Source organism: Pontibacter sp. Tf4, from assembly GCF_014212495.1.
Taxonomy (GTDB): domain Bacteria; phylum Bacteroidota; class Bacteroidia; order Cytophagales; family Hymenobacteraceae; genus Pontibacter.
In genome coordinates this window covers 558,951-583,468 of record NZ_JACKZC010000002.1, presented here as the reverse complement: position 1 = coordinate 583,468, position 24,518 = coordinate 558,951, and the positions used below count along the sequence as shown (strand labels likewise).

Here is a 24,518-nt window from a genome sequence, read left to right as displayed (position 1 = left end):
TTACTTTGCTCCATGTTTCCTGTTGTTAAAAGGTAAATACTATTTATACCCTTTTACAGGAACGCGCTGTTCTCCCAGGCCACTGTAAACACCCGGGAATTCAAACATACGGTCTTGCCCTTAGTCCGGCCCTAAGGCAGGTGGGGCACCATAATCCATTCCTTTCACTAAAAAACAACGATTATGGAAAAGACAGCTAAAAAACCAGCAAAAGTAAATGCAGCATTACTGAGCAGAGTAGCTGAAGTAAAGCTTACCTACCGCTCGAAGGTAAAGCCATCGGAAAGGCCACAAGTCACAAGTTCTGCTGACAGCTATCGGATACTGAAAGAGACCTGGGACACAGGCAAGCTGGAGTTTGTCGAGCAGTTCAAGGTGCTGCTGCTGAACAGGGCCAACCGGGTGCTGGGCATCTACCAGCTCTCCACCGGCGGGGTAGCAGGCACCGTGGCCGATCCTAAGCTGGTCTTCGTGGCCGCTCTGAAAGCCTGCGCCTCGGCCATTGTTCTGTGTCACAACCATCCATCCGGTAACACCAAACCCAGTACAGCCGATCTGGCATTAACAAAGAAGATGAAGCATGCAGGGGAGGTGCTCGACATCGCCGTGTTGGATCACCTCATCCTCACGAGTGAGAGTTATTACTCCTTAGCAGACGAAGGGCTCTTGTAGCCCTTCTTACTTTATAAGATGAGTGGTGATACACTCTATTTTAATTATAATATAAAAAATATAATACTATGAAAAGAGCTGATGCAAAAATGCGCACTATATGACCTGCTATAGTCTGTGTTTAAATTTATTAAAAAACAATATTAATATATCTTGTTATAATTTTAGGTTAAAAGGAGTAATTTAAGGTTTTATTAATAACCAGTAAATGAGTTAAGCCATGTCCTTACATGTGGAGGTGTTAAAAGCTTACAATGGAGATAGTATCTTGATATCTTTTGAAGATTTAGGTGGGATAACAAGAAACATAATTATTGATGGAGGTGTCCCAGAGACTTATGGTACACAAGTGTTCCAAGGCACATTAAGAGAAACTTTAGAAAAAATAAAAAGTAAAGGTCAAAGCATTGATCTACTAATAATCACACATATAGATGATGATCACATAGGAGGTATTTTAAGTCTTTACGAAAATGAACAATATGTTTCTATCATAAAATCAATTTGGTTTAACTCAGGGGATATTATATCTAATTATTTCAATACTACACTTGAACCTGAGAGATCTGTTAAGCTTTTTCCTACAGGGGCTGGCAAAACTAGTGTACGCCAAGGGACTACTTTAGAGGAGAAACTAAAAAGTAATTCGAATTGGAAGCAAACCATTACTATGACAGGTGACTGTGACACCAGCATCCCTTGTTGTACAATTAAAGTTATATCACCTGATGAAAACTCTCTCAGGAAGCTCAATGAGAAGTGGGAGAAAGAGAAACCAAGCTTAAAAACAAGCTTTTCAAGGGATTATGATAAAACACTTGATCAATTCTGGCAGCTGGAACAAGAGGGTGAAAAGATTAAACTAGATGCTTCTGTACCAAATGGAAGCTCCATTGCTTTGCTCTTAGAAATTAATGGACTGAGTCTACTAATGCTTGGCGATGCACATTCTACTGTTGTAGTAGAAGCCTTAAAGGAGTTAGGATACTCACCTTCAAATAAGCTTAAGCTAGAATTAATTAAGCTCTCTCATCACGGCAGCAAGAAGAACATTTGCAAAGATTTGCTACAGATGGTTAGTTGTAGTAAATATGTCTGCAGCACAGATGGAACAAAACACGGATTGCCTAACAAATCTACATTTGCTAAAATAATTTATTACCAAGAGTCCCCAGTTACTCTATACTTTAATTACGACATATTCAAACCTATTTTTTCAGAGGAAGAAATCGCAAAAAATATTTTTACAGCAGTTTATTTGGAGGGGCGGCCGCTTGAAATATCATGAGTAGAATGGATGAAATTTACAGAGACTTGACTGTACAAGTTATAGGTGGAACCGGATGTCTCTTTCAACCTGCATGCGAAGAATTTACCTATGTATTAACCGCAAAACACAACATACTTAGCGATAATGAATCTGTTCTAGATAAAGAAGATATTGAAATAATCTCACATAGAAATAATGAAAGACATAAACATGTTGTCTTAGATATATTATTGGATGATAGTGAGGATGCAGCTATCATAATTATTGAGAAGATTACTGGGTGGTCCATTGACTTAATGGTACTTGAGCCAATGCCAGATTATAAGGTACACTTATTTGGTTATCCAGACTGTAGGGAAGGACACACATGGAGAGCAGAATACAAAATTAGACAAAATGGGATAAGATCATCAGTTTTTGAGATTAGCCCAGAAGAAAGACATATAGGATCTATAACAGAAGGCGCGTCAATTGTCGGTATGTCTGGTTGTGGAGTCTTCGCAGAGGTCCATTCTATACCTACTTTCTTAATTGGAATTGAATTTGAGCTAGTTGATAATAAAACAGGATCAGGTAGGCTTCAATGCCTGAGTATAGATGTTTTTGATAGCCTGGCTAAATCGAATGATTTACCAGGCTTGACACCCTATCATTTGGTTGATTTTACCTCATACCTTGATTATTGGGAACAGATGAGAATGGAGCCAACTGTTACAGGTGTATTTCGAGCCGAGTCAGAAATATTGATTAATAATAATGTTACTCCCTTATTTGTTAAAGACAAGTTTCAAGATGCTCTAATACTTGCTCTTGATAATAAATTACTTCAGCGGAAAGAGCTTTGGGAGGGTGTTTATGAGCTAATGACCTATAAACAATTTATTACACCGCATGAGGCTACGACGGCGCAAGAAGTGGTAGAAGCATTATGTCAAAATCATAAAATCATTTATACAGGTGATGAATATTGGGCAGGTTCTTTTGCACATGTACTTAAGAAGAATATCAAGGATCTTAAACCAGGGGCATACATAATTTTCAATTCTGAGGATAAAAGAGGGGTCTTCATATACTCAGGAGATAAGCTTAAGACACATATTGGCAGGGTTGATAGAACACAATTTAATATTGGAGAAGGTATTGTTCCTCATAATGATTTTATATTTATACACATAGAATATTTAAGGAGAACAATTGAAAGCTGTGATAGCCTATTTTCAGATACAGAACTCACACCCCAGGAAATAAAGCAGGAAATAGTACAGATTCTAAAGAAGTCATTTGGATATGAGAGCATTAAAATTGAAAAGTAGCCATCTAGAAAAAGTAAGTGAGACATATCCTTTTTATTTCTTGCACTGGGAAGTTCTTTGGAGTGAGTCCTTTAAGAGCCATGTAGTTACGGTATGTATGAGTGACTCTGGAGAGTTGGAAGATAATTGGGAGAAGATCAATAGCTCTATACCTGTTTTTTTGGATGATGAGTTAGCCTCAGAATTTGAACGTTGGAATTTGTATCTACTTTTCTTTGTGTATGAACCGGTTTCTAAACACCTGAAATATAAGGTAGAAAACGATAAATTTTCATGTCGCAAAATTGTGGTAGAAAATTTTCATACATACGATGCGCCTGAACTTGAAAATCAGATAGAGAATATAATTTCAAACAAGATTTTCAATGTTGATTTAAAGCGATTAAACAATATTGATAAATCTGACGGAAATCACGAAAAAATTTTACCACAAAAGTTAGCACCTATTATCAACTTATATAATCTTGATCCTAGAAGCGATAAAAGTTTAGACAAAATATCAAGACAAAACGCCTATAAAGATCTTTTAGCCAAGTATAATTATGAAGATTAAGAAAATAGAAATTGACGCTTTTAGGGCTTATAAAAATAAGGAACAAGGGACTTTCGACTTTTCACTAGTAGGCGGGGAAGTGGCAAATCTCGTATCAATATATGCTCCTAATGGTTTTGGAAAATCGTCTTTTTATGATGCTATTGAATGGGGAATAACGAACAGGGTACAGCGTCTTGATTGGTTAGAAGAAGAGGGACTAGTTGAGAAACAAAATGCATCAGGTCAATTCGTTCTTAAAAATAGAGAAGCCTCAGACAAGCTTAATGCAACGGTTACTATTCATCCTTTAGATGGCCAGCCTTTTACCAATCAATCGGTGCAAGTTAATGGCAATACAAAAAGTGACTATTACTTTACCGGGGAAAGAAGTAAGCTTAGGAATGAATTTTTTCAAAGGGTAATACTTTCCCAAGAGGGTATAAATGCATTCTTAAGAACGGAAGAACCAGATTGCCGATACGAACAATTTTCCAAACATTTTGGGGATGAGAGGTTAGAAAAGTATTTTAAGAACATTGTTTCCCTGCTTCGGGAGAACTCTAACCATATTGAAAGTTTAAACGGCAGGGCTAAAGAATTAGAAAAAAGGTTTAAGAGTAGGACTGTTGAAGAAGAAGTAATTGAGAAGGTAAATTTCCTAATTGCTGAGCTTAGAAAACATCATCAAAACTTACCTGATCTTTCTATAAGTAGTGTAGCTTCATTTATTCAAGAAGTTAAGACACTTAAGAAATCATTGTCATTTAGCAAGGAAACAGCACTAGCTGAATTAGAAGGATTAAATGATTTATTTAATAATTTTCCTGCTCACCTTTCCCAGCATTATACACTCAAAAAGTTGTCTGAGAATGTAAAAAATCTTGATGCAACTCTCCATGCATTCGTGAAACTTCATGAGCTAAAAGTAAAACTTGAACGAGAGGGTTTACATCTAAACAAACTTCAGGAACAGCTTCAAGCTATTAACGATGTTTTTCCTCAATATTTTATATTATCAGATAAAAAAGACGAGTTCAAAGAGCAACACCAGAAGCTACTTAAAAAGCAAAACGAAAAGAAAAATGAAATTCCAACTATTTCAAGCACAATCACAACTATTGAAATGCAGTTGGAACAGCACAATGAGAAGTTATCCAATGTTGCTTCTGAGCTAGAAGTCTTAGAAGCACAGTTTAGTAAATACCAAAAGCTTATCGAAAGCAAAGAAAAAATTGAGAAGTCAGAGAAAGCTAGTGAGGAGGAGATCCAACTAATTAACTACGAAATATCAGGAATTGACGAAGAGCTGTTGGAAGTACAGCATTTCGAAAAAGCTCTAACTTCTAATCATTCTAACCTTAAAGATTACAGGAGAGTCGTAGCCTTAGTTAGTCCTGAATTAAGCAGATTGGAAAGCAATATTCAAGAGCAACAAGCTATCAAAATTTCACTTGAAAGCTGCACCCAGAAAAAGAAACAGCTAAGCATATTAGAGAAAAATATTGTAGAGCTCTTATCTTTTGGTAGACAAGTTATTCAAGAATTAAAGGATAAATCATGTCCCCTTTGTGGAAATGATCATTTTAAGGACAAAAATGAACTTCTACAGGCAATAGAAAGGAATAACACTCTTTCAAATGACAAAGATTCTCTCGCTAAGGATGAAGCTGAATATCAGAGTAGACTATTTAAGCTTAAGATAGAAGAGGATAAGATAAATGAACTTATAAAGAATAGCCTGTCAGGTAGAAAAACAACTTTACAAAACGCGAGACATAGGGCTATTCAATCAATTGATTTAATACGTGACCGCCAAAGAGTTACGGCTGAAGAATGGAAATCACAAGAGCCCCATTTTAACAACTTATTTCAATACTTTCAAAAAGGCTTTGTTTTTAAAAATGAGAGTCTTAGGATTGCTAAAAAAGATTTAGAGCTTAAAATAAATCAGCTAACAGTAATGTTAGAAGAAGAGAAAGGTAAAAGAATAAGTACCCTAGGAGAAATAGAAAAGTTTGCCCTAAATGTGGAACTGCTTACTTCAAAAATTAGAGAGTTAGAAAATGAAGATGTTTTTCAACTGATATTAGATCATACCAGTAAGAATAGTGAATTAAACGGAGTAACAAAAGTCAACATCCAATCATACAAAGCTTCGATTAAGGAAAGAATCACGCTCACAGAAAATACTCTTAAAGAATTAAACACAAAGTTTAACGAGTATGAGGATGAACTCTCAAAGTATAAGCAGTTCGAAGTGGAAACTTCTATCAGTGAACTTAAGTCCCAAATATTAGACTGCCAAGTAAATATTCAAACTTATGAACAAACCCTTAGGAAACATGGAATTTCCTTTGTAGATAAAGAAAAACTGGGACAGCACTTAGAGAGTAAACTGGTACAGTATAAGAATAAAGTCCAACAATTGAATGAGCACATTATTGCAGCCGAGAATCTAGAAGGTTACTCTACTCATATTGAGCATTACTTAGAAGCATCAGCTTTAACAATTGAGTTGAAAAATATTAATGAGAAAATTAGGCAACTTACAGAAGTTGCTAAAGATTTAGAGGAATGTAAAAGAGTTGTCTCCGAGAAACTTGTTAGCTATATAAAAGATTTTTTTCAGGAAAAACTCATTAATGATATATACCAGCGGATTGACCCTCATCCTGATTATAAAGAAATAAGTTTTCATCCAGATCTTAGTGGAAATAAAGGCTGCCTATATATTAGAATTAAGGAGAAAAATGGTAATGAAGAGTACGCTCCTATTCTATACCTAAGTTCAGCGCAGATAAATGTACTTTCCTTAAGCATTTTCTTGGCAAGAGCTTTACATGCCACTGATGACAAAGGTGCACCAATTGACTGTATATTCATGGATGACCCAGTACAATCTATGGATAGTATAAATGTTTTGTCATTGATAGATTTGCTTAGAAGTATTGTTTACAATTATGGAAAGCAAGTAATAATTTCAACTCATGATGATAACTTTCACCACTTACTTCAGAAAAAGATTCCTTCTGAGTTTTTCCCTTCTAAGTTTCTAGAGTTAGAGTCATTCGGAAAAGTTAAGGTCCATTAGGATAATTTTAAGGATGATTTTTTAACCCTTATATGGAAGCTCTAATTATAAGGTAAGTTTAAAGCAGTAGCAAGGAACAATAAGCTCCTTGCTACTGCTTTAAACTTTTTTGCAAAGCAAAATAATTTTTTAGGCCGTTTAAATTTCATCTTTTAACTAGTTCTGTATATCTACTTCTTAGTAGTTGCATGTCCTGGCTGATCTTTAAATCCAGCACCTTGGCATAGTGCTGGGTAGTCTTGATGGATGTATGTCCGAGCATTTTCGAGACGCTCTCCATGGGCACCCCGTTCAAAAGTGTAACGGTGGTGGCAAAGGTATGACGGGCAGTATGGAAAGTGACTGTCTTTAAGATGCCGCACACGTCCATGATCTCCTTTAGGTAGGCGTTCATCTTCTGGTTGCTCAGCACGGGTAGCAGGCGGTTCTGGTAGAGGCACTGCGGGTGCTGCCGGTAGATTTCAAGCAAACGTAAGGCGGCAGGCAACAGGGGCAGGCGGGTAGGGGTGCCGGTCTTCTGCCGGTGTACAGAAAGCCACTGTTCTCCATCCACTCCCTTGATGATATGCTCCCAGGTGAGCTGCTGCACGTCTGCATAGGAAAGGCCTGTCAGACAGCAGAACAGGAAGATGTCCCTCACCTGGCTGAGCCGATCGGTGACCATTTCCTTGGAAGCTATCTTCTCCAGTTCTTCTTCTGTCAGGTAGACCCGCTCCAGCTGCTTTACCTTTCCTCTGTAGTGCAGGAAGGGATCTTTCTCAAGCAGGCCCTGGTGCAGACATTCGCTGATTACTTTCTTCAGGAGCTTGATGTACTTGAGGGTAGAGTTGTTGGAGCAGCCGCAGGTACCTCTCAGATAAAAGTCATAGTCGGAGACAAAACTGTAGTCCACTTTTTTCAGGTCCACATCTTTTACTCCGTACCTGCTTAACAGGAATTGCTGTAGGTGGTATAAAGATGTTTTATAGCTTTTCAGGGTGGAAGGGGAGTATTCCGAGTCTAGCAGGGATTCTACCCGCTGGTTGTGCCTCTCCAGCACTTCCACGAGCGTGCTGGCTTTTTCCTGTTTGCCCAGATAAGCGGCCTTTACCTGGTTGGCAGTGGCTTCTTTTCCCTGTTCCAGTAACTGGCGGTGGGATTCGTAAACTTTTTGCTGGAGCGTGTCCAGGTAGGCGTTCAGGGAAAGTACCGTTTCGCGGGTGCCGGTAACTCTCCCGGCAGCAGCATTCCACCGGCGCGGCTCGCATTCCCTGGAGGTGGAGATCTCAGCCCTTTTTCCGGTAACAGTGATGCGCAGGTAAATGGGAACAGGGCCTGCTGTGTAGTGCTTTGGTTTTTTGAGGTAAAAGATAATACGGATGCGCTTGCTCATGGCTCATGTGGCTTTACAGGTTATTAAAGTTAGCCTTGCAGCCAGCCGAAAGTCAAGATGTACAGTGTCTGTACATGCTGTGCGTCAAGAAGATACGCCGGATTCGGTGAGTCAATAAAGAGAGTCAAAAATGACGCACCGAATCGCGCTCCTTTTTATCGGGAAAAGAAGAATAATCCGGTAGGTCCCAAAATGCAAAAAGCCTGCAAACACTCGATTTGCAGGCTTTTTGCTGATTTTAGATTGATAACTTGTAGTCCGTAGGGGAATCGAACCCCTGTTGCCAGAATGAAAATCTGGAGTCCTAACCCCTAGACGAACGGACCGTTCTTGCTGTATTGCGGGTGCAAAGATAGGAGAGTGTTTTAAAATTGCAAAGCCCAGGCGAGTAAAAATCAGAAAATTTGCGAATAAAACTCATTTTTCAGCTTTAACTATAGTTTTAAGGCTTAACCAATAGATAAAATGTAGCGTTAGTGTAGTTTTACAATGTATTTAAAAGAACAGAATCATATGTCAAAGCAAGTGCATTTTACAAGTGTAAGCCCGGATGCGTTTAACCAGCTGCGAGATAAGCTTAAGCAATTAGGCTTAACGCTGGAGGGCAACGAAGGCAACATAAACGAAAAAGGTGTTAAAGCCCGCTACAACTATAACCCCGATCAGCAGAGCCTGGAAATAAACGAACTGAGTGTTGGGTTTCCGGCCAGTATGATGGTGAACGAGAATAGCCTGGTGCAACGTATGACCCAGATGGTGGAAGAATATGGCGGCAGAACGGCCTAACTGTTGTGCCCGCTTAGTGCGTATAACTATAAAATAACACTGAAGAACTACACAGAACTATGGAAAACGAATCAAAAGAAAAACAGAATAACAGCAGCAAAGAAAATAGCAGCAATAAACAGAACAAGTCAGAAGACAGTGTGCTGAAAATCCTGCAACCTCAGGATATGTCGAAAACAGTGGAATCGGCGCTGCATGTGCTGCAGGGTAATCATGAAAAGCTGCCAGATTTGCTGCAAGATGTGGGTAATATTATCGTGCGTGCCTCGCGCAAATTATCTACCACACAACTCATTCTGATGGCCGGAGCACTTACTATTGGCGCCGTGCTGCTGGCCCGCTATAACATGGAAGATGAATATGAATACGCTTCGGAATAACTGAAGCAGAAATAATCAGAAGCCTTCTCCTACCCGGTGAAGGCTTTTTTATTTTATGAACTATAGATTTGTGGTATAACATTTGATAACATCAGCCTATATAGTAAAAAACTATCTATACTAACCAAGTACAATTTAAAACTATCTGATCATGAAAAAGACAATCTTTATGCTGTTGGTACTATTAACAGCAGGACTAATGCAGGCACAGGCACAGCAACAGGTGTTGCCCCCTTTGGTAAATGTGAACGGCGTAGGTGAAGTGCGCGTGCAGCCCGACCAGGTAATGCTGCAGATGGGCGTGGAAGTGCGGGAGAAAACGTTGGAGCAGGCCCGGAAACAAGCTGATGCAAAAGCCGCTGCTATCATTTCTTATCTTAAAAAACAAGGTGTAAGTGAGAAGGATATCCAGACATCTTACATGAGCATTTACCCGATCTACAGCAACGGAGAGTACGGCAGAACTACGCCGGATGCCTATACTGCTCAGAAAACTATGACCGTACTGGTGCGCAAACTTAACAGGTTTGATGAACTGATGTCGGGGCTTTACGGAGCTGGCGTAAATAGGGTAGAAGGGGTACAGTTTAAGGTATCGGATGTGGAGAAGTACAGAGCGGAAGCCCGTAAAAAGGCGGTGCAGGATGCCAAACAAAAAGCGACAGCCCTTACAGGTGAGCTGGGCGCAAAAGTAGGAAACGTTTATAGCATTAACGAAAGCACCAATGGCGGAAGACCTGTACCTATGTATGCCGAAGCTGCCATGATGAAAACAATGGACAGTGCCGGAGCAGAAGGACCAACTATAGCCGGCGGCGAAGTTATTATTACGTCAAACGTCAGTGTCAGCTTCGTGATCGAAAACTAAACTATAAGGCGCGTCATAAGAGCCAACTATAGCCATGTAAAGTAAAGGCTTCCTGGTTAGCAGGAAGCCTTTATTGTTATCTCTCAAACCTGCTTATAGTTTTTAAATCACCGTTTTCATCAGTCAGGAAGGTGAGCGGTTGTTGCGGTTTCTCCAGAATTTCCTTTTCCCTGATACTCCAGGGCTTCCACATTTCCTCCAGCATGTGCGCATAGGCCAAGGGTTCAAACGGATTAAACACTTCATTCGTGATGTCATCTATCAGACTGTCCAGCACCAACTGCTCATCTTCGGGCTTGCCTGGCCTGATGAAATAATCCGGAACCACATTAAAGATGTAAGCGGCATAAAACACACGTGCTTTAAATTCTGCTACCTGAATCGGGTGTAACTGGCGCCCTTCGGTAAGTTTATACAGCCTGCTCAGTACATTCCGGATAATTCCGTTATCAAGCAGTTTGCAAACTATAACCACCGGCCCCAGCTTTATACTGAAAGCCATCGTTGTCAGCTCGTCCTGGTACTCAAAAGGCAGTTCGTCTTCAGTGGGATCTACCTGCAGAATAAAAATCGAACAGGGCAGGAAATCGGAGAACACCATGGGCACCCGCAACGACTGCAATACCTGTAAAAAGGTCTTGAACTTGCCCAGCATCTGCAGGTTCTCACTTACCGGATTCTCCGGCATTATTAGCGGGTCCTTTTCTTTTATCAGTTCCGTAACCAGTGTGCCGTAGTACATCTTTCCGATCCACTGGAAAATGCGCTTCGGATCAAGAGAGCTGATGCCTTCATAACCATTCTCAGCGGCAGTTTCTATTTCCTTCTCTAATGGCAGAATATGGTTGGTGTGGCAGTTGTCGCAGCAGGGGATGGTGAGTTGGCCGAACGTGGTAACGCTTTTATCCAGCATCAGCAGTTCTTTGTTGCGCAGGTTGTATTTGTCCTGCATCCATTCTCCGAAAACCGGAGTGCGTTGTTGTATAGTTATAGTTGTGCCGCACAAAAAGCAGTGTTCGTCTGTAAACTGCATGGTTGTGAACGGGTCGTATAGTTTTAATTCAGGCATGGCTTGTGTCAGAAAATTGCGCTGCAAAGATACAAACAATGCGGTATACCAGCCGGCCGTACGAACTATAGTTTTGGGAAAAAGGAGGAAAGTGAAACTATAAAAAAGAGTGGCAGCAAGCCTGTAAGCCGGGTTCTGTCGCTACGCCCGAAAGCGTGCGTCTTATCATTTATCCAGGCCTGCACTCACGCACAGGCTCCATCGACCTACCCACCGACATCGGACGAGCAGCCCTTAGTCCCGCCGAAGCGGAGACGCTGCCGGCCTATTTGGTCTTTCAACTCCTGAGGTTTACCCAGCCGGACTGGTCACCCAGCCGCTGGTGCGCTCTTACCGCACCTTTTCACCCTTACCAGACTAATTTTTAGTGAATAATGATTAATGACTAATTATTCATTATTAATTAACCATTATTCATTAGCCTGGCGGTTATTTTCTGTGGCACTGGCTGTATCTGTTTCGTCTCCAAAACAGACCCTTCCCGTTAGGAAGCAGGATGCTCTGCGTTGCCCGGACTTTCCTCTCCTCCACAAAGGGAGCAGCGATAAGACGGCTTGCTGCTTTCTCTTTTATAGTTTACAAAGGTAAGATTAATTGTTGATTGTTGGTTGATGATTGTTAAATGGTTGATGGTTAAATTGTTGGCTCTACTATAGTTTAAGACGTAAAGTATTGCGTCTCTACACTTTCTAACTTCTAACTTCTTACTTCTTACTTCTTACTTCTTACTTCTTACTTCATCCTTACCAACGTGGCTCCGTAGCCAAATTTTTCTTTTTTCGCATCTTCGTAAAATTTGATGCCTGGCGTGCGGCTGAGTATTTTCTGGATCTCTTTGCGGAGTATACCGTTTCCTGCCCCATGAATAAACACGATCTCATGCATGTTGGCTGCCATGGCTCGATCCAACGCATCCTGAAAAGTCTCGAGTTGTAGCTTTAGCATAGCACTGTTGCTCATGGTGCTATAGTCTTCCGTTAGCTTTTCGATGTGCAGATCTATTTCGTGCTCCGGTGCCTGAAGTTTATAGTTGGTTTCTTTCTGCTTAGGAGTTTCCGCTAACTGGTCTTTTATCTTATCCGGATCTATAGTTGTAGGCTTGGTATCTAACTGGAACAGGTAAGCTTCTTTATTAATGACCGGGGCGGTTTTCTTGGACTTATAAAAAGAGTTTGCCCTGAACTGCACGCGTTTGGTAACAGGCTCAAATAAAGCAGGAGCACCGTTTCTGTGTTGCAGAAACTGAACAACAAGACTCGGCCATTTTTCGAAATCCTTCAGGTGATAATGTGAAACCACTCGTGTTGCTTTTGGGGCCAGTTTGTCGTTTTGCAGGCCGCGGTACTGGTTGTTACGTTCTTCGCCGGTCGTAAAAAGTATATCGTAATCGGTGTTGTTAACTATAGTTGCTGCCAGCAATTCTTCCGACTGGTGTACCATGGCCAGGTAAATTCCTTTTTCGGCCAGCACTGGTGCAGGTGGCTGTTTGCGGGTTGGCGCTTCAATCACATCATCAGTGCGCATGTATTTGCTTTCTTCTGCAGCAATTACTACTATCTCGCGACGTGCTACCGGTATGGTAAAGTCGTTATCAATAGCAACTTCAACTATATTGTTATCCAGTATTCTGGTAATTATGCCTTCCTCACGACCAGACATCAGTCGCACACGGTCTCCTACGTTCATAGTTTCGTTATTCGTTAATTGGTTGTTGTTGATCGCAACTATAAACTATAGCTGCCAACTATAGCAAAGATACGACAGCTTTAGAAGTATAGCGCATGAAATCTGAAACCATCCTTGCGGTTGTATTCCAGTGTTGGGGCTGGCACTTTTACGATGCTCAGCACATACAAAGCGGTGTTCAGAAATTTGCTCCGGCCTTTAAAGTGCAGCAGGTTTAAGTCAGGGCTCAGGTAATACTGGCGGTGAGCATCGAATCCTAAACTATAGTTTGTTTCTTCATGATTATAAACCACTTCTTCGGCTCCGTAGCCCACTGCTAAACTTAACCATTTCGGGTATCTGCTTTGTTCCGGAAGAAAATCACCAACGTTCACCGATAGCCAGTAGGTTTGTCCGTTATAATCTTTCAGTGCCTGTTCAGCTAAACTTTTGCCCAGTACATTCGGCCGTTCTGCAGCATAGCGGGTACTATGGAAACTATATTTCGGCATGATCCTTACTTCGCGCCACGCCAGTTCCTGCGCAACTATAGCCGCCGATCCCGCTGTATTTGCAACCAGATCACCTACCGATGCGCCATAATCTTTCTGGTAGCCGTCAAAAACTTCGACTGGTGTTTGCAATACCACGCCCAGCAGGCCACCGTAAACTATAGCTTTTTTATCCGGTACGCCTGCCCAGCGCAACATGTCAATTCCTGCGCGGCTCTGGTGAAAAGCACCCCAGAAATGCCCGGCCTTGTCTACCTGTCGCCATTGGCTATTGTCGTTAAAGAAATGGAAAGCTGTCCGGTCCTGTTCCTGGTACCAGGCCTTGTTCAGCCCAACCAGCATCGCCGAATAGCCAACCGAAAAGCCAGCACCCAACACCAGCAACTTCTGCCTGTTAACCTGCCCGGAGTCTGGAGTAGCTATAGTTGTGGCGTTTGCAGTGGTAAGCTGCAGAAGCAGGCAAAGGAGCAGCATTAAAGTAGCCAGTTGTTTCAGCATTGGTCAAAGATACGGAACACTGTACAAAATCGGGTACCATTTATAGTTTAGCCTGAATATAAAAGCGATAATCTGCCTGTAACTATCTGGTTTTAAGTCAGTGTTGCGTTCGGCTATAGTTCCGTAATATAGTGCAAATTGAATTATAACCTTATTTATAAAAATCCTGTATTAACGGGTGCTGAACGGGCCATGTAACAAGTGCTTTGCGTTCGTTTCAGGTTCAGAAATCACCAGTTTAGTTTAATTAATAAACCGTGCTGCCGGAAGGGCAGCATCAAAACACCTGTAAATACTTTTACATTCATCCTCACCTTATATGAACATAAAAAAAGTACTTGTTGCCAACCGTGGCGAGATTGCCATACGTGTGTTGCGTGCCTGCACCGAATTAGGAATAAAAACGGTAGCCATTTATACCTATGAAGACCGTTATTCCTTGCACCGCTACAAAGCCGACGAAGCTTATCAAGTTGGCAAAGACAACCAGCCACTACAACCTTACCTGGACATCGAGGCGATCATTAAAATAGCTAAGGAAAACGGAGTGGATGCCATTCACCCGGGGTATGGTTTCCTGTCCGAGAACCAGCATTTCTCACAGCGCTGCGCCGATAACGGGATCATTTTTATAGGTCCGAAGCCGAGCGTTATGGCTTCTTTGGGTGATAAGATTGCCGCAAAAAAAGTTGCCCTTAGCAGTGAAGTGCCGATCATCCAGAGTAACCAGCAGGACCTGAAGACATACGAGATCGCCCTGGAAGAAGCGCACCGCATTGGCTACCCGCTGATGCTGAAAGCGGCTGCCGGCGGTGGCGGTCGTGGTATGCGCGTGATCAGGGATGATGAACAACTGGAGAAAGGCTTTTTTGAAGCCAAGAACGAAGCCCTGAAAGCCTTCGGCGACGACACACTTTTCCTGGAGAAGTATGTAGAGAACCCGAAGCACATTGAAGTGCAGATCGTGGCCGACAACTATGGCAACATTACCCACCTGTTCGAGCGCGACTGTTCTGTGCAGCGCCGTTTCCAGAAAGTGGTGGAAGTAGCCCCGGCCATCAGCCTGAACGAAGAGACACGCCAGAAACTATACGACTATGCCATACGCATCTGCTCGGCAGTAAACTATAATAACGTGGGTACGGTGGAGTTCCTGGTAGAGCCGCATACCAACAACATCTTCTTTATAGAAGTTAACCCGCGCATCCAGGTAGAGCATACCGTGACCGAAATGATCACCGGCATCGACCTGATCAAAACGCAGATCTTTATTGCTGACGGTTATAGATTAGACCACGAAGAAGTGCTGCTGGGCCCGGAACATAAAGTAAGAGCCAATGGTGTAGCTATCCAGTGCCGCATCACCACCGAAGATCCGGAACAGGATTTTAAACCAGACTATGGTACTATCATCGCGTATCGTAGCGCCGGTGGTTTTGGTATTCGCCTCGACCAGGGCAGTGTGTACCAGGGAGCCAAAGTAAGCCCGTTCTTTGATTCGCTGCTGGTAAAAGTATCGGCCCAGGCCCCAACGCTGAAGCATGCCGCCATGAAAATGTCGCGCACGCTGGACGAGTTCCGTATCCGTGGGGTAAAGCACAACATCCAATTCCTGCAGAATATCATTAACCACCCGGTGTTTATTTCCGGTGATGCAACGGTAGATTTTGTAAAGAATCATCCGGAACTGTTCGTGTTCAAGAAGCCGCAGGACAGAGCTACCAAAATGCTGGGCTACCTGGCTGAAGTTATAGTTAACGGCAATCCGGATGTAAAGAAAGTAGACAAAGACCGCGTACTGGTGAAGCCGGATTACCACGGGTTTAACCTGAACAAGGAATATCAGCCGGGTACTAAAGATTTGTTGACGCAACTTGGTCCGGATGAGTTCTCGAAATGGCTCCGCAACGATCCGCAGATACACTATACTGATACCACTTTCCGGGATGCCCACCAGTCGTTGCTGGCTACGCGCATGCGTACCTTCGATATGATGAAAGTGGCTGAGGCTTTTGCCAAAGATCATCCGCAGACATTCAGTATGGAAGTTTGGGGAGGTGCTACGTTTGACGTGTGCCTGCGATTCCTGCACGAAGACCCGTGGGACAGACTGGCCCAACTCCGCAAAGCTATCCCGAACATCCTGCTGCAGATGCTGATCCGTGGCTCGAACGGTGTGGGCTACAAAGCCTATCCGGATAACCTGATCGAATCGTTTGTAGAGAAATCGTGGGAGACGGGTGTGGATGTGTTCCGCATCTTTGACTCGCTGAACTGGATGAAAAGCATGGAACCGTGCATCGACTTTGTGCGCAAGCGTACCGGTGGCCTGGCTGAGGTTTCGATGTGCTATACCGGTGATATTCTGGATCCATCCAAAACGAAATACACGCTGGAGTATTACCTGCAAATGGCCAAGCAGATAGAAGACAGCGGTGCGCACATTCTGGCTATAAAAGACATGGCCGGCCTGCTGAAACCGTATGCTGCCAAACTGTTGGTAGAAGCCCTGCGTGATACGGTAAAACTGCCGATCCATCTGCACACCCACGATACATCCTCGATACAATCAGCTACTTATTTAAAGGCGATTGAGGCCGGCGTTGATATTGTGGATGTGGCACTTGGGTCTATGTCGGGCTTAACATCGCAGCCTAACTTTAACAGTATGGTAGAGGCTATGCGTTTCCAGGAGCGCCACCGCGAGTTTGATCAGAAAAGTCTGAACCGCCACTCCAATTACTGGGAAACGGTGCGCGAGTATTACTATCCGTTCGAGTCTGGTCTGAAAGCGGGCACTGCCGAAGTATTCCACCACGAAATTCCGGGAGGGCAGTATTCTAACCTTCGTCCGCAGGCCAATGCGCTGGGCTTAGGCGACAAATGGGAAACTATAAAAGAAACCTATGCCGATGTAAATGCCCTGTTCGGAGACCTGGTAAAAGTAACACCAAGCTCAAAAGTGGTAGGGGATATGGCCTTGTATTTAGTAGCCAACAACCTGACGACAGTGGATGTGCTGGAGCGCGGCGAAGAGATCTCATTCCCAGAATCGGTGCAGTCTTTCTTTAAAGGCGAGTTGGGGCAACCGGTAGGCGGCTTCCCGAAAAAGCTGCAGAAGATCATCCTGAAAGATGAGCAACCGTTTACAGAACGGCCAAACGAGCACCTGGAGCCGATAGACCTGGAAGGTGAATTTGCGGCATTCCAGAAAAAGTTCGGAGAGCAGACCAAGTATACCGACTTCTTGAGTTACCAGCTGTACCCGAAAGTGTACGAAGGCTACCACAAGCACCTGGAGCAGTACGGCGAAGTAGCCCAGATCCCGACACGCTTATTCTTCTATGGCATGCAGCCCGGCGAAGAAGCCATTATCGATATTGCCCGCGGTAAATCCATCGTTATCAAATACCAGTCGCTGGGTCACGTGAACGAAGACGGCGAGCGTACCGTGTTCTTTAAACTGAACGGCCAGACGCGAAACATTGACGTGCGCGACAAGTCGGTGAAAGTAGAGAAAGTGCAGCACGTGAAAGTGGACAAAGCCAACCCGAAACAAATTGGCGCGCCACTGCAAGGGTTGCTATCCAAAATACTGGTAGAAAAAGAACAGCCGATAAAAAAGAATACACCGCTGTTTATTATCGAAGCCATGAAAATGGAGACAACTATAACTGCTACTTCCGATACCATGATCTCGGCGATACACCTGCCAGAAGGCTCATTGGTTAACACAGATGACCTGGTGCTGACCTTGTCGTAAACTATAGTTTATAGTTAAAAATCTGAAGAGCTGCCCGGTGATCGGGCAGCTCTTTTTTAGCAGGATACCTGGCTATAGGTTATAGTATGGCTGGTTTTTCTTAAATTTAGAAAATTTTATAATTGATAACTCCGTCTGTTCAGGCTTAGAGCGTTCGGTTTTACTTTTAAATACTGAATATGTTTATAGCCCTGAGTACGTTTACAATTGCCAACGATATGGCAGCAGAAGTGAGACAAGCTTTCAAGAACAGACCACACATGGTAGACAAGGAAGCAGGATTTTTGAAACTGGAAGTCATGTATCCGCAGGAAAACGAGAACGAGATCTGGCTGATGACCTACTGGACCGACGAAGAAAGTTACAAAGTATGGTTCGCCAATCACTACAAAGACTCACACCACGGCATCCCGAAAGGTCTGAAGTTAGTACCCGGCAGTACCAAAGTAAGGTTCCTGGAACACGTTTGCGGGTAAACTATAGTTCGAAGAAATAAAGAAGAGCAGCTTGTTAAGGGCTGCTCTTTTGGTTTAGAGGTTCCGTGGTCAAACCACCCCCAACCCCTCCTTATCCAAGGCGTGGAGCTTTGCAGCTTTTGCTATAGTTTAACCTATCGTTCTATAGCTGCCGATTTAACCCACCCCAACCCCTCCCAAGAGGGGATTTCCAGCTATAGTTGTAGTTAAGGTTATAGTTCTATAGTTGGCGTTGGTCCAACCACCCCTGCCCCTCCTTATCCAAGGAGGGGAACTCTGATGTTGCTATAGTTTGAATTTTAGTTCTATAGTTACAGACCAAGAGCGGACAGGTCACGACCTGTCCCTACAGAACTACAACCATGAGAAAAGATGATCTGCCTTGACGAAGAGACATCTAGGGAACTTTAGCTGAAACTGCAGCTATCGAGCTTGCTATCAGTCTTTGGGTTGAGCGCCTTTGACTTGTTGCGGTGCCGCCAGGCAATCCGACGCAGGAGGATAGCAAGAAGGCAGCAGCGCGATGCCCGAAGACTGGGCCTCCCGGCCCAGGAGGGAGCCAACCAAACTATAAAACTATAGGCAAGTAGAGCTCCCAGGATTAGAGGTAACTATAAAAGAAAGGCTTGGTTCCAGTTGCAACTGACGTCAACTATAATATCAGACACTCACAGGAGCTGCGCACACTGTGAGGTCTTAACCAACTATAGTCTGAGATAGATTTCTCGCGGCACTCGAAATGACAAAAGAGAAACAATAGGACATATAAGTTGTCTCACCTGACGCTCGGGATGACAAATGAAGTAACTATAGAACGATAAACTATACTTTAATGAAAGGTAAGTTATTGAAGAGTAGGTGCTTAATTGTAATCGAAAGGCTTCTGACAACCCTGATTCAGACAAACAAAACAAACCCTGTACAAGTTATATAAGTATAGTTTGGAAATATGCTGCATGCATACTATTTTTGGTTCATGCAGCCGGCAGTTTAGTCATCTTCGTAATCAAGGCCCATCAGTTTGTTGTAGGCTTGCTGCAATTCTGAGAAAGCGTGCAGGTTTCCTTCTTGTCTGCTGATGAGCATTCCTTTTTTATAGATGCGTTCTGCTTCGTCGTTTTGTCCCAACTCTTCGTACAGCTTAGCTGCGTGGTAATATGTACCCACATAGCGCTCATGCTCGGTTAGGAGTTGAGTGTAGTATAAAAGGGCTTTATCCTTGTCTGTGGGTCGATATTCCATGGCAAGGGCATAGATCGTGAAGGGATCATTCGGGTCTTCTTCCAGGAATTTATGAAGCTGTGTTATTCTATCTTGTGACATTTCGATTTGGCTATATTTTACTAACTTCGCAACAAATTTAACTTTTAATAAGCTAACTATTTTATCATATGAAAATATTAGTTTGCATCAGTAACGTTCCGGATACCACATCCAAGATCAACTTTACAGGCGATAACAAGTCGTTTGATAAGAATGGTGTACAATTCGTGATCAACCCATGGGATGAATACGCACTTACCCGCGCCATTGAGTTGAAAGAAGCAAAAGGCGGAACCGTTACGGTACTAAACGTAGGTGAAGCAGATGCTGAACCGAACATCCGTAAGGCACTGGCTATCGGCGCCGACGATGCGATACGTGTAAACGCTGATCCGAAGGATGCTTTCTTTGTAGCACAGCAGATCGCGGCTATCGCTAAGCAGAATAATTATGACATGATCCTGATGGGCAAAGAGTCTATTGACTATAACGGCTCGCAGGTGCACAACATGGTAGGCGAGATGCTGGGCATTCCGTCTATAGTTCCTGCTTCTAAACTGGACCTGGTTGATGACAGCACTGCACGCCTGGAGCGCGAAATTGAAGGTGGCAAGGAAGTGGTAGAAGTTAAACTACCGTTTGTAGCCAGCGCGCAGCAGCCAATGTCGGAGCCACGCATTCCGAACATGCGCGGCATCATGACGGCCCGTACCAAACCTTTGCAGGTTGTAGAACCTGTTGGCGGTGAGGTAAAAGCTGATTACGTGAGTTTCAGCAAACCGGAGAAAAAAGGCGGCGTGAAAATGATCGACGCTGAGAACGCCGGTGAATTGATTACATTATTAAGAAACGAAGCTAAAGTACTATAACCATGTCTGTATTAGTATTTGTAGAAGGATTTAACGGAGAGATCAAGAAATCTTCGTTGGAGGCGGCCACATACGGCTACCAGGTAGCACAGCAACTGGGCACTACAGCTACAGCAGTAGCTATCGGTGAGGTGCACGAAGATGCACTGGCAAAATTAGGCGAACAGGGCATTAGCAAAGTATTGTATGATGCTGACAGCCGCCTGAACAATTTTGTGGCCGATGCCTATGTAAAAGTAATTGCAAAAGCTGCCCAGCAGGAAAACGCGAAGGTGTTGGTATTCTCTAACTCAAACATTGGTGCTGCTGTTGGTGCTAAGCTTGCAGTTCGTTTAAATGGCTCGTTGGCAACCAACGTAACTACGCTGCCTAAAACAGATGGTGGTTTTATAGTTACACGCAGTGTATTCTCTGGTAAAGCATTTGCCGAGGTAAATCTTACTTCCGATGTAAAGATCATTGCTGTTAAGAAAAACGCGCTTGAGATTGCAAATGCTGGCAGCGGTGCGGCAACTGTAGAGAAATTCTCTGCTGACCTGACCGACGCTGACTTTGCAGCTGCGCCAAAAGAAACCATTATGCAGGATACCAGCGGTGGCGTACTGCTTACCGAAGCTGAGATCGTAGTATCGGGCGGTCGTGGTCTGAAAGGACCTGAGAACTGGCATTTAGTGGAGGATCTGGCAAAAGCACTTGGTGCTGCTACAGCCTGCTCTAAGCCGGTTGCTGACCTTGACTGGAGACCTCACCACGAGCACGTTGGCCAGACAGGTATTGCTGTAAGCCCTAACCTGTATATCGCTATCGGTATTTCGGGTGCTATTCAGCATTTGGCTGGTGTTAACTCTTCTAAAGTTATTGTCGTTATTAACAAGGATCCGGAAGCTCCGTTCTTTAAAGCTGCTGATTATGGCATCGTTGGAGACGCTTTTGACGTAGTTCCTAAATTAATAGAGGCCGCCAGGGCCCTTGACAAATAGACTAAGAAGGCTTAATTGTGAAAAAAATTCAATTAGAGATACTCGGACTCTCTTCCAGTCAGTCGCAGACCGGTTCGTTTGCGCTTGTGCTCGGCGAGAGAGATGGTAACAGAAGGCTGCCGATCATTATCGGTATGTTCGAAGCACAGTCAATCGCGATCCAGATCGAAAAAATAAACCCTAACCGCCCGCTCACGCACGACCTGTTCAAGTCGTTTGCCGAGCAGGTAAACGTGAGCATCACCGAGGTGTTGATTTCGGACCTGAAGGAAGGGGTTTTCTATTCCAAGATCATGTGTACCGATGGCGAAAAGGAGTTTGAACTGGATGCACGTCCGTCAGATGCCATTGCCATTGGCCTGCGTTTTGGCGTGCCGATCTATACTGTAGAAAGTGTTTTATCTGAAGCTGGGATCATTCTCAGCGACCTGGAAGAGGAAGAGGAGGAAAGCGAAGAGACCGCAACAGTAAAAAGCACCAGTTCCGGCAGCAGCGCGAAAGAGCCTCTGCACCAGACCTCTGTTGATGAGCTGAACAAAATGCTGAACGAAGCCCTTGAGAAAGAGGACTACGAGAAAGCAGCCAAGATCCGCGACGAACTGAATAAGCGCAATTAAGAGAACTATAATATTACACGGAGAGTCCTGCATTTATACATTGCAGGACTTTTTGTTTTATAACATTTAAGACTTACTTTTGACAAATTTTTAGCCTTTTTATGTTTGATGTTTTTAGAGGTATAATAGGTCTTATTGTCCTGTTATCTATTGGCTTTCTGTTCTCTACGAACCGGAGATCCATTAACTGGAGAATTGTAATCTACGGTGTGTTCCTGCAGTTACTTTTCGGGGTACTGGTAACCAAAGTGCCACTGGTGGCCGATGGCTTTGCTTTTGTAAGCCGCGCTTTTGTAAAGCTTTTAAGCTTCTCCAACGAAGGTGCCCGCTTTCTGTTCGGTAACCTGGCCGATCCTTCTCAAAACGCAGGCATAGGCTTTATATTTGCCTTTAACGTACTCCCAACCATCATATTCTTCTCGGCTGTATCATCAGGTTTGTATTACCTGGGTGTGCTTCAGAAGATCGTGTATGGTATTGCCTGGGTAATGTCGAAAGGCATGCGTTTATCCGGTGCAGAAAGTTTATCGGCAGCAGGTAACATCTTTATGGGCCAGACCGAGGCACCGCTTCTGGTGCGTCCGTTCATCCCTACCATGACCCGCTCAGAGCTGATGTGTCTGATGACCGGTGGTATGGCAACCTTGGCTGGCGGTGTGCTGGCAGCCTATGTATCTTTTTTAGGTGGCAGCGACCCGGCCCAGCAGGCGGTATTTGCAGCGCACTTGCTCACTGCCTCAATTATGAACGCGCCGGCAGGTATTGTGTTGGCTAAAATGCTGGTGCCTGAAACCGACGAAGATAAGATCAATACCAGACTTGAAGTAAACCCGGAGCAGATCGGCGACAACCTGATCGATGCGGTATCAAGGGGTGCTGCTGATGGTTTAAGATTAGCTGCCAACGTGGGCGGTATGTTGCTGGCCTTTATTGCAGTTATGTCGAAAGGCATGCGTTTATCCGGTGCAGAAAGTTTATCGGCAGCAGGTAACATCTTTATGGGCCAGACCGAGGCACCGCTTCTGGTGCGTCCGTTCATCCCTACCATGACCCGCTCAGAGCTGATGTGTCTGATGACCGGTGGTATGGCAACCTTGGCTGGCGGTGTGCTGGCAGCCTATGTATCTTTTTTAGGTGGCAGCGACCCGGCCCAGCAGGCGGTATTTGCAGCGCACTTGCTCACTGCCTCAATTATGAACGCGCCGGCAGGTATTGTGTTGGCTAAAATGCTGGTGCCTGAAACCGACGAAGATAAGATCAATACCAGACTTGAAGTAAACCCGGAGCAGATCGGCGACAACCTGATCGATGCGGTATCAAGGGGTGCTGCTGATGGTTTAAGATTAGCTGCCAACGTGGGCGGTATGTTGCTGGCCTTTATTGCAGTTATTGCCCTGCTCAACTATGCCCTGATGAAGATCGGTGGTGTTACAGGCCTTAATGAGCTGGTAGTTTCCAGTACAAACGGTCAGTTCGATGGCTTCTCGTTCCAGTATATTCTGGGCCAGATCTTCCGGGTGTTTGCCTTTATAATGGGTGTGCCGTGGGTTGATACACTGCAGGTAGGTAGCTTACTTGGCCAGAAAACAGCCATCAACGAGTTTGTGGCGTACCTGGACCTGGCAAACATGAAAGCAGCCGGAACCTTAACAGATAAATCGGTGATTATGGCGACCTATGCGTTGTGTGGTTTTTCTAACTTCAGTTCCATCGCTATTCAGGTGGGTGGTATAGGAGGTATGGCGCCAAACCAGCAGGGTAACATCTCCAGACTTGGATTACGTGCACTGTTAGGTGCTTCCATTGCCTGTATGATGTCGGCCACCGTAGCTGGTATGCTGTTTGCTTTGTAAGCTATAGTTAGTACAACTATAAAAAGGGCCTTCCGCTGTAAACGGAAGGCCCTTTTTATGTGCTATAGTTGCTTATCCTTTCAGAGCGAAGCTTTCTACCTCCGAACCCAAGATACCAGTTATTTGAGGATAGTTTTAGCTGCTACCATTTCTCAAACTATAGTTTCATAGTTACAATCCATGAGTAGACAGGTTTACCTGTCCCCACGGAACTATAGCCACGAGAAAATAACCGATCAGATCTAACGAAAAGACAACACATCAACTATAGCTAGATCATAACCTATCGAATTTGATCTCAGTCTTTGGGTTGAGCGCCTTGTATATTTCCGGTGCCTGTAGGGCATTGCGAGGCACGAGCAAAGGAAATGTACACCGCGCGATGCCCGAAGACGGGGCCTCCCGGCCCGGGAGGGAGCCAGGCAAACTATAAAACGATAGGCTCATAGAGCTCCCAGGAATTGAAGCAACTATGAAAGAAAAGGCTTGGTTCAAATGGTAGGCAAAGCAAACTATAGCACCAGACACTAGCAGGAGCTGCGCACGCTGCTAGGTCTCTACAAACTATAAGCTGAGATAGATTTCTCGCTCCACTCGAAATGACAAAAAAAATAGCGGAGATGAATAACAGAACACATAAGATGTCTCGACTTTGCTCGAAATGAC

At 43.9% G+C, this 24,518-nt stretch carries 19 protein-coding genes, 1 tRNA gene, 1 other RNA gene and 1 pseudogene; 15 read left to right on the top strand and 7 right to left on the bottom strand.

Features of this window, described 5'->3' with window-relative positions; genetic code table 11:
• Window positions 1-183 precede the first annotated feature (183 nt).
• From H7F15_RS05470 to H7F15_RS05450, 5 genes are all read left to right on the top strand, one after another.
• Entirely contained in the window at window positions 184-672 is a 489-nt protein-coding gene (locus H7F15_RS05470) for a RadC family protein (RefSeq protein WP_185195928.1), read from the top strand.
• A gap of 220 nt (window positions 673-892) precedes the next feature.
• On the top strand, window positions 893-1,960 hold the full coding sequence (locus tag H7F15_RS05465) for a ComEC/Rec2 family competence protein (protein WP_185195927.1): 1,068 nt from the start codon (window positions 893-895) through the stop codon (window positions 1,958-1,960).
• 5 nt (window positions 1,961-1,965) lie between these two features.
• Window positions 1,966-3,255, top strand: coding sequence for an ABC-three component system protein (locus tag H7F15_RS05460; RefSeq protein WP_185195926.1), 1,290 nt, complete (start codon window positions 1,966-1,968; stop codon window positions 3,253-3,255).
• Window positions 3,230-3,808 (top strand): ABC-three component system middle component 1, encoded by a 579-nt coding sequence (locus H7F15_RS05455; RefSeq protein ID WP_185195925.1) that lies wholly within the window; start codon window positions 3,230-3,232, stop codon window positions 3,806-3,808. The genes H7F15_RS05460 and H7F15_RS05455 overlap by 26 nt, the downstream gene beginning before the upstream one ends.
• Window positions 3,798-6,881, top strand: a complete 3,084-nt coding sequence (locus tag H7F15_RS05450; RefSeq protein ID WP_185195924.1) for an AAA family ATPase — start codon at window positions 3,798-3,800, stop codon at window positions 6,879-6,881. The genes H7F15_RS05455 and H7F15_RS05450 overlap by 11 nt, the downstream gene beginning before the upstream one ends.
• A gap of 145 nt (window positions 6,882-7,026) precedes the next feature.
• Here H7F15_RS05450 and H7F15_RS05445 read toward each other — a convergent pair whose 3' ends face one another.
• Window positions 7,027-8,253, bottom strand: a complete 1,227-nt coding sequence (locus tag H7F15_RS05445; protein ID WP_185195923.1) for a site-specific integrase — start codon at window positions 8,251-8,253, stop codon at window positions 7,027-7,029.
• 254 nt (window positions 8,254-8,507) lie between these two features.
• A tRNA-Glu gene (locus tag H7F15_RS05440) sits at window positions 8,508-8,579 on the bottom strand.
• Window positions 8,580-8,766: 187 nt separating this feature from the next.
• On the opposite strand from H7F15_RS05440, the gene H7F15_RS05435 reads away from it, so the two are divergent.
• From H7F15_RS05435 to H7F15_RS05425, 3 genes are all read left to right on the top strand, one after another.
• The gene (locus H7F15_RS05435) at window positions 8,767-9,039 is read left to right on the top strand and encodes a hypothetical protein (RefSeq protein ID WP_185195922.1); all 273 of its coding nucleotides are present in this window, start codon (window positions 8,767-8,769) and stop codon (window positions 9,037-9,039) included.
• Window positions 9,040-9,098: 59 nt separating this feature from the next.
• Complete coding sequence (locus tag H7F15_RS05430; protein WP_185195921.1) at window positions 9,099-9,419, top strand: hypothetical protein; 321 nt, start codon at window positions 9,099-9,101, stop codon at window positions 9,417-9,419.
• 151 nt (window positions 9,420-9,570) lie between these two features.
• Entirely contained in the window at window positions 9,571-10,287 is a 717-nt protein-coding gene (locus tag H7F15_RS05425; RefSeq protein WP_185195920.1) for an SIMPL domain-containing protein, read from the top strand.
• 76 nt (window positions 10,288-10,363) lie between these two features.
• Here the strand turns inward: H7F15_RS05425 and H7F15_RS05420 are convergent, their stop codons facing one another.
• From H7F15_RS05420 to H7F15_RS05405, 4 genes are all read right to left on the bottom strand, one after another.
• Entirely contained in the window at window positions 10,364-11,356 is a 993-nt protein-coding gene (locus tag H7F15_RS05420) for a hypothetical protein (RefSeq protein WP_255481094.1), read from the bottom strand.
• A gap of 108 nt (window positions 11,357-11,464) precedes the next feature.
• Window positions 11,465-11,917, bottom strand: an RNA gene (rnpB, locus tag H7F15_RS05415) — RNase P RNA component class A.
• Window positions 11,918-12,088: 171 nt separating this feature from the next.
• The gene (locus H7F15_RS05410; RefSeq protein ID WP_185195919.1) at window positions 12,089-13,042 is read right to left on the bottom strand and encodes a DUF2027 domain-containing protein; all 954 of its coding nucleotides are present in this window, start codon (window positions 13,040-13,042) and stop codon (window positions 12,089-12,091) included.
• A gap of 80 nt (window positions 13,043-13,122) precedes the next feature.
• The gene (locus H7F15_RS05405) at window positions 13,123-14,031 is read right to left on the bottom strand and encodes a DUF2279 domain-containing protein (RefSeq protein WP_255481093.1); all 909 of its coding nucleotides are present in this window, start codon (window positions 14,029-14,031) and stop codon (window positions 13,123-13,125) included.
• A gap of 319 nt (window positions 14,032-14,350) precedes the next feature.
• Here H7F15_RS05405 and H7F15_RS05400 point away from each other — a divergent pair, with 319 nt between their 5' ends.
• Together H7F15_RS05400 and H7F15_RS05395 are read left to right on the top strand one after the other, a co-directional pair.
• Window positions 14,351-17,794 (top strand): pyruvate carboxylase, encoded by a 3,444-nt coding sequence (locus H7F15_RS05400; protein ID WP_185195918.1) that lies wholly within the window; start codon window positions 14,351-14,353, stop codon window positions 17,792-17,794.
• A 179-nt stretch (window positions 17,795-17,973) separates the two neighbouring features.
• On the top strand, window positions 17,974-18,270 hold the full coding sequence (locus H7F15_RS05395; RefSeq protein WP_185195917.1) for an antibiotic biosynthesis monooxygenase: 297 nt from the start codon (window positions 17,974-17,976) through the stop codon (window positions 18,268-18,270).
• Window positions 18,271-19,260: 990 nt separating this feature from the next.
• On the opposite strand, the gene H7F15_RS05390 is transcribed toward H7F15_RS05395, so the two are convergent.
• A complete protein-coding gene (locus tag H7F15_RS05390; RefSeq protein WP_185195916.1) occupies window positions 19,261-19,593 on the bottom strand; it encodes a tetratricopeptide repeat protein in 333 nt (110 codons plus the stop codon).
• Between the two features lie 68 nt (window positions 19,594-19,661).
• On the opposite strand from H7F15_RS05390, the gene H7F15_RS05385 reads away from it, so the two are divergent.
• From H7F15_RS05385 to H7F15_RS05365, 5 genes and pseudogenes are all read left to right on the top strand, one after another.
• Window positions 19,662-20,402 carry an electron transfer flavoprotein subunit beta/FixA family protein gene (locus H7F15_RS05385; protein ID WP_185195915.1) on the top strand — a complete coding sequence of 247 codons (741 nt, stop codon included), beginning with the start codon at window positions 19,662-19,664 and terminating at the stop codon, window positions 20,400-20,402.
• A 2-nt stretch (window positions 20,403-20,404) separates the two neighbouring features.
• Window positions 20,405-21,382 carry an electron transfer flavoprotein subunit alpha/FixB family protein gene (locus H7F15_RS05380; RefSeq protein WP_185195914.1) on the top strand — a complete coding sequence of 326 codons (978 nt, stop codon included), beginning with the start codon at window positions 20,405-20,407 and terminating at the stop codon, window positions 21,380-21,382.
• Window positions 21,383-21,399: 17 nt separating this feature from the next.
• A complete protein-coding gene (locus H7F15_RS05375; RefSeq protein ID WP_185195913.1) occupies window positions 21,400-21,999 on the top strand; it encodes a bifunctional nuclease family protein in 600 nt (199 codons plus the stop codon).
• A gap of 101 nt (window positions 22,000-22,100) precedes the next feature.
• Window positions 22,101-22,928, top strand: a pseudogene (locus H7F15_RS05370) (NupC/NupG family nucleoside CNT transporter); the annotation flags it as partial.
• Entirely contained in the window at window positions 22,914-23,852 is a 939-nt protein-coding gene (locus H7F15_RS05365) for a NupC/NupG family nucleoside CNT transporter (RefSeq protein ID WP_370523467.1), read from the top strand. The pseudogene H7F15_RS05370 and the gene H7F15_RS05365, both read left to right, overlap by 15 nt.
• Window positions 23,853-24,518 lie beyond the last annotated feature (666 nt).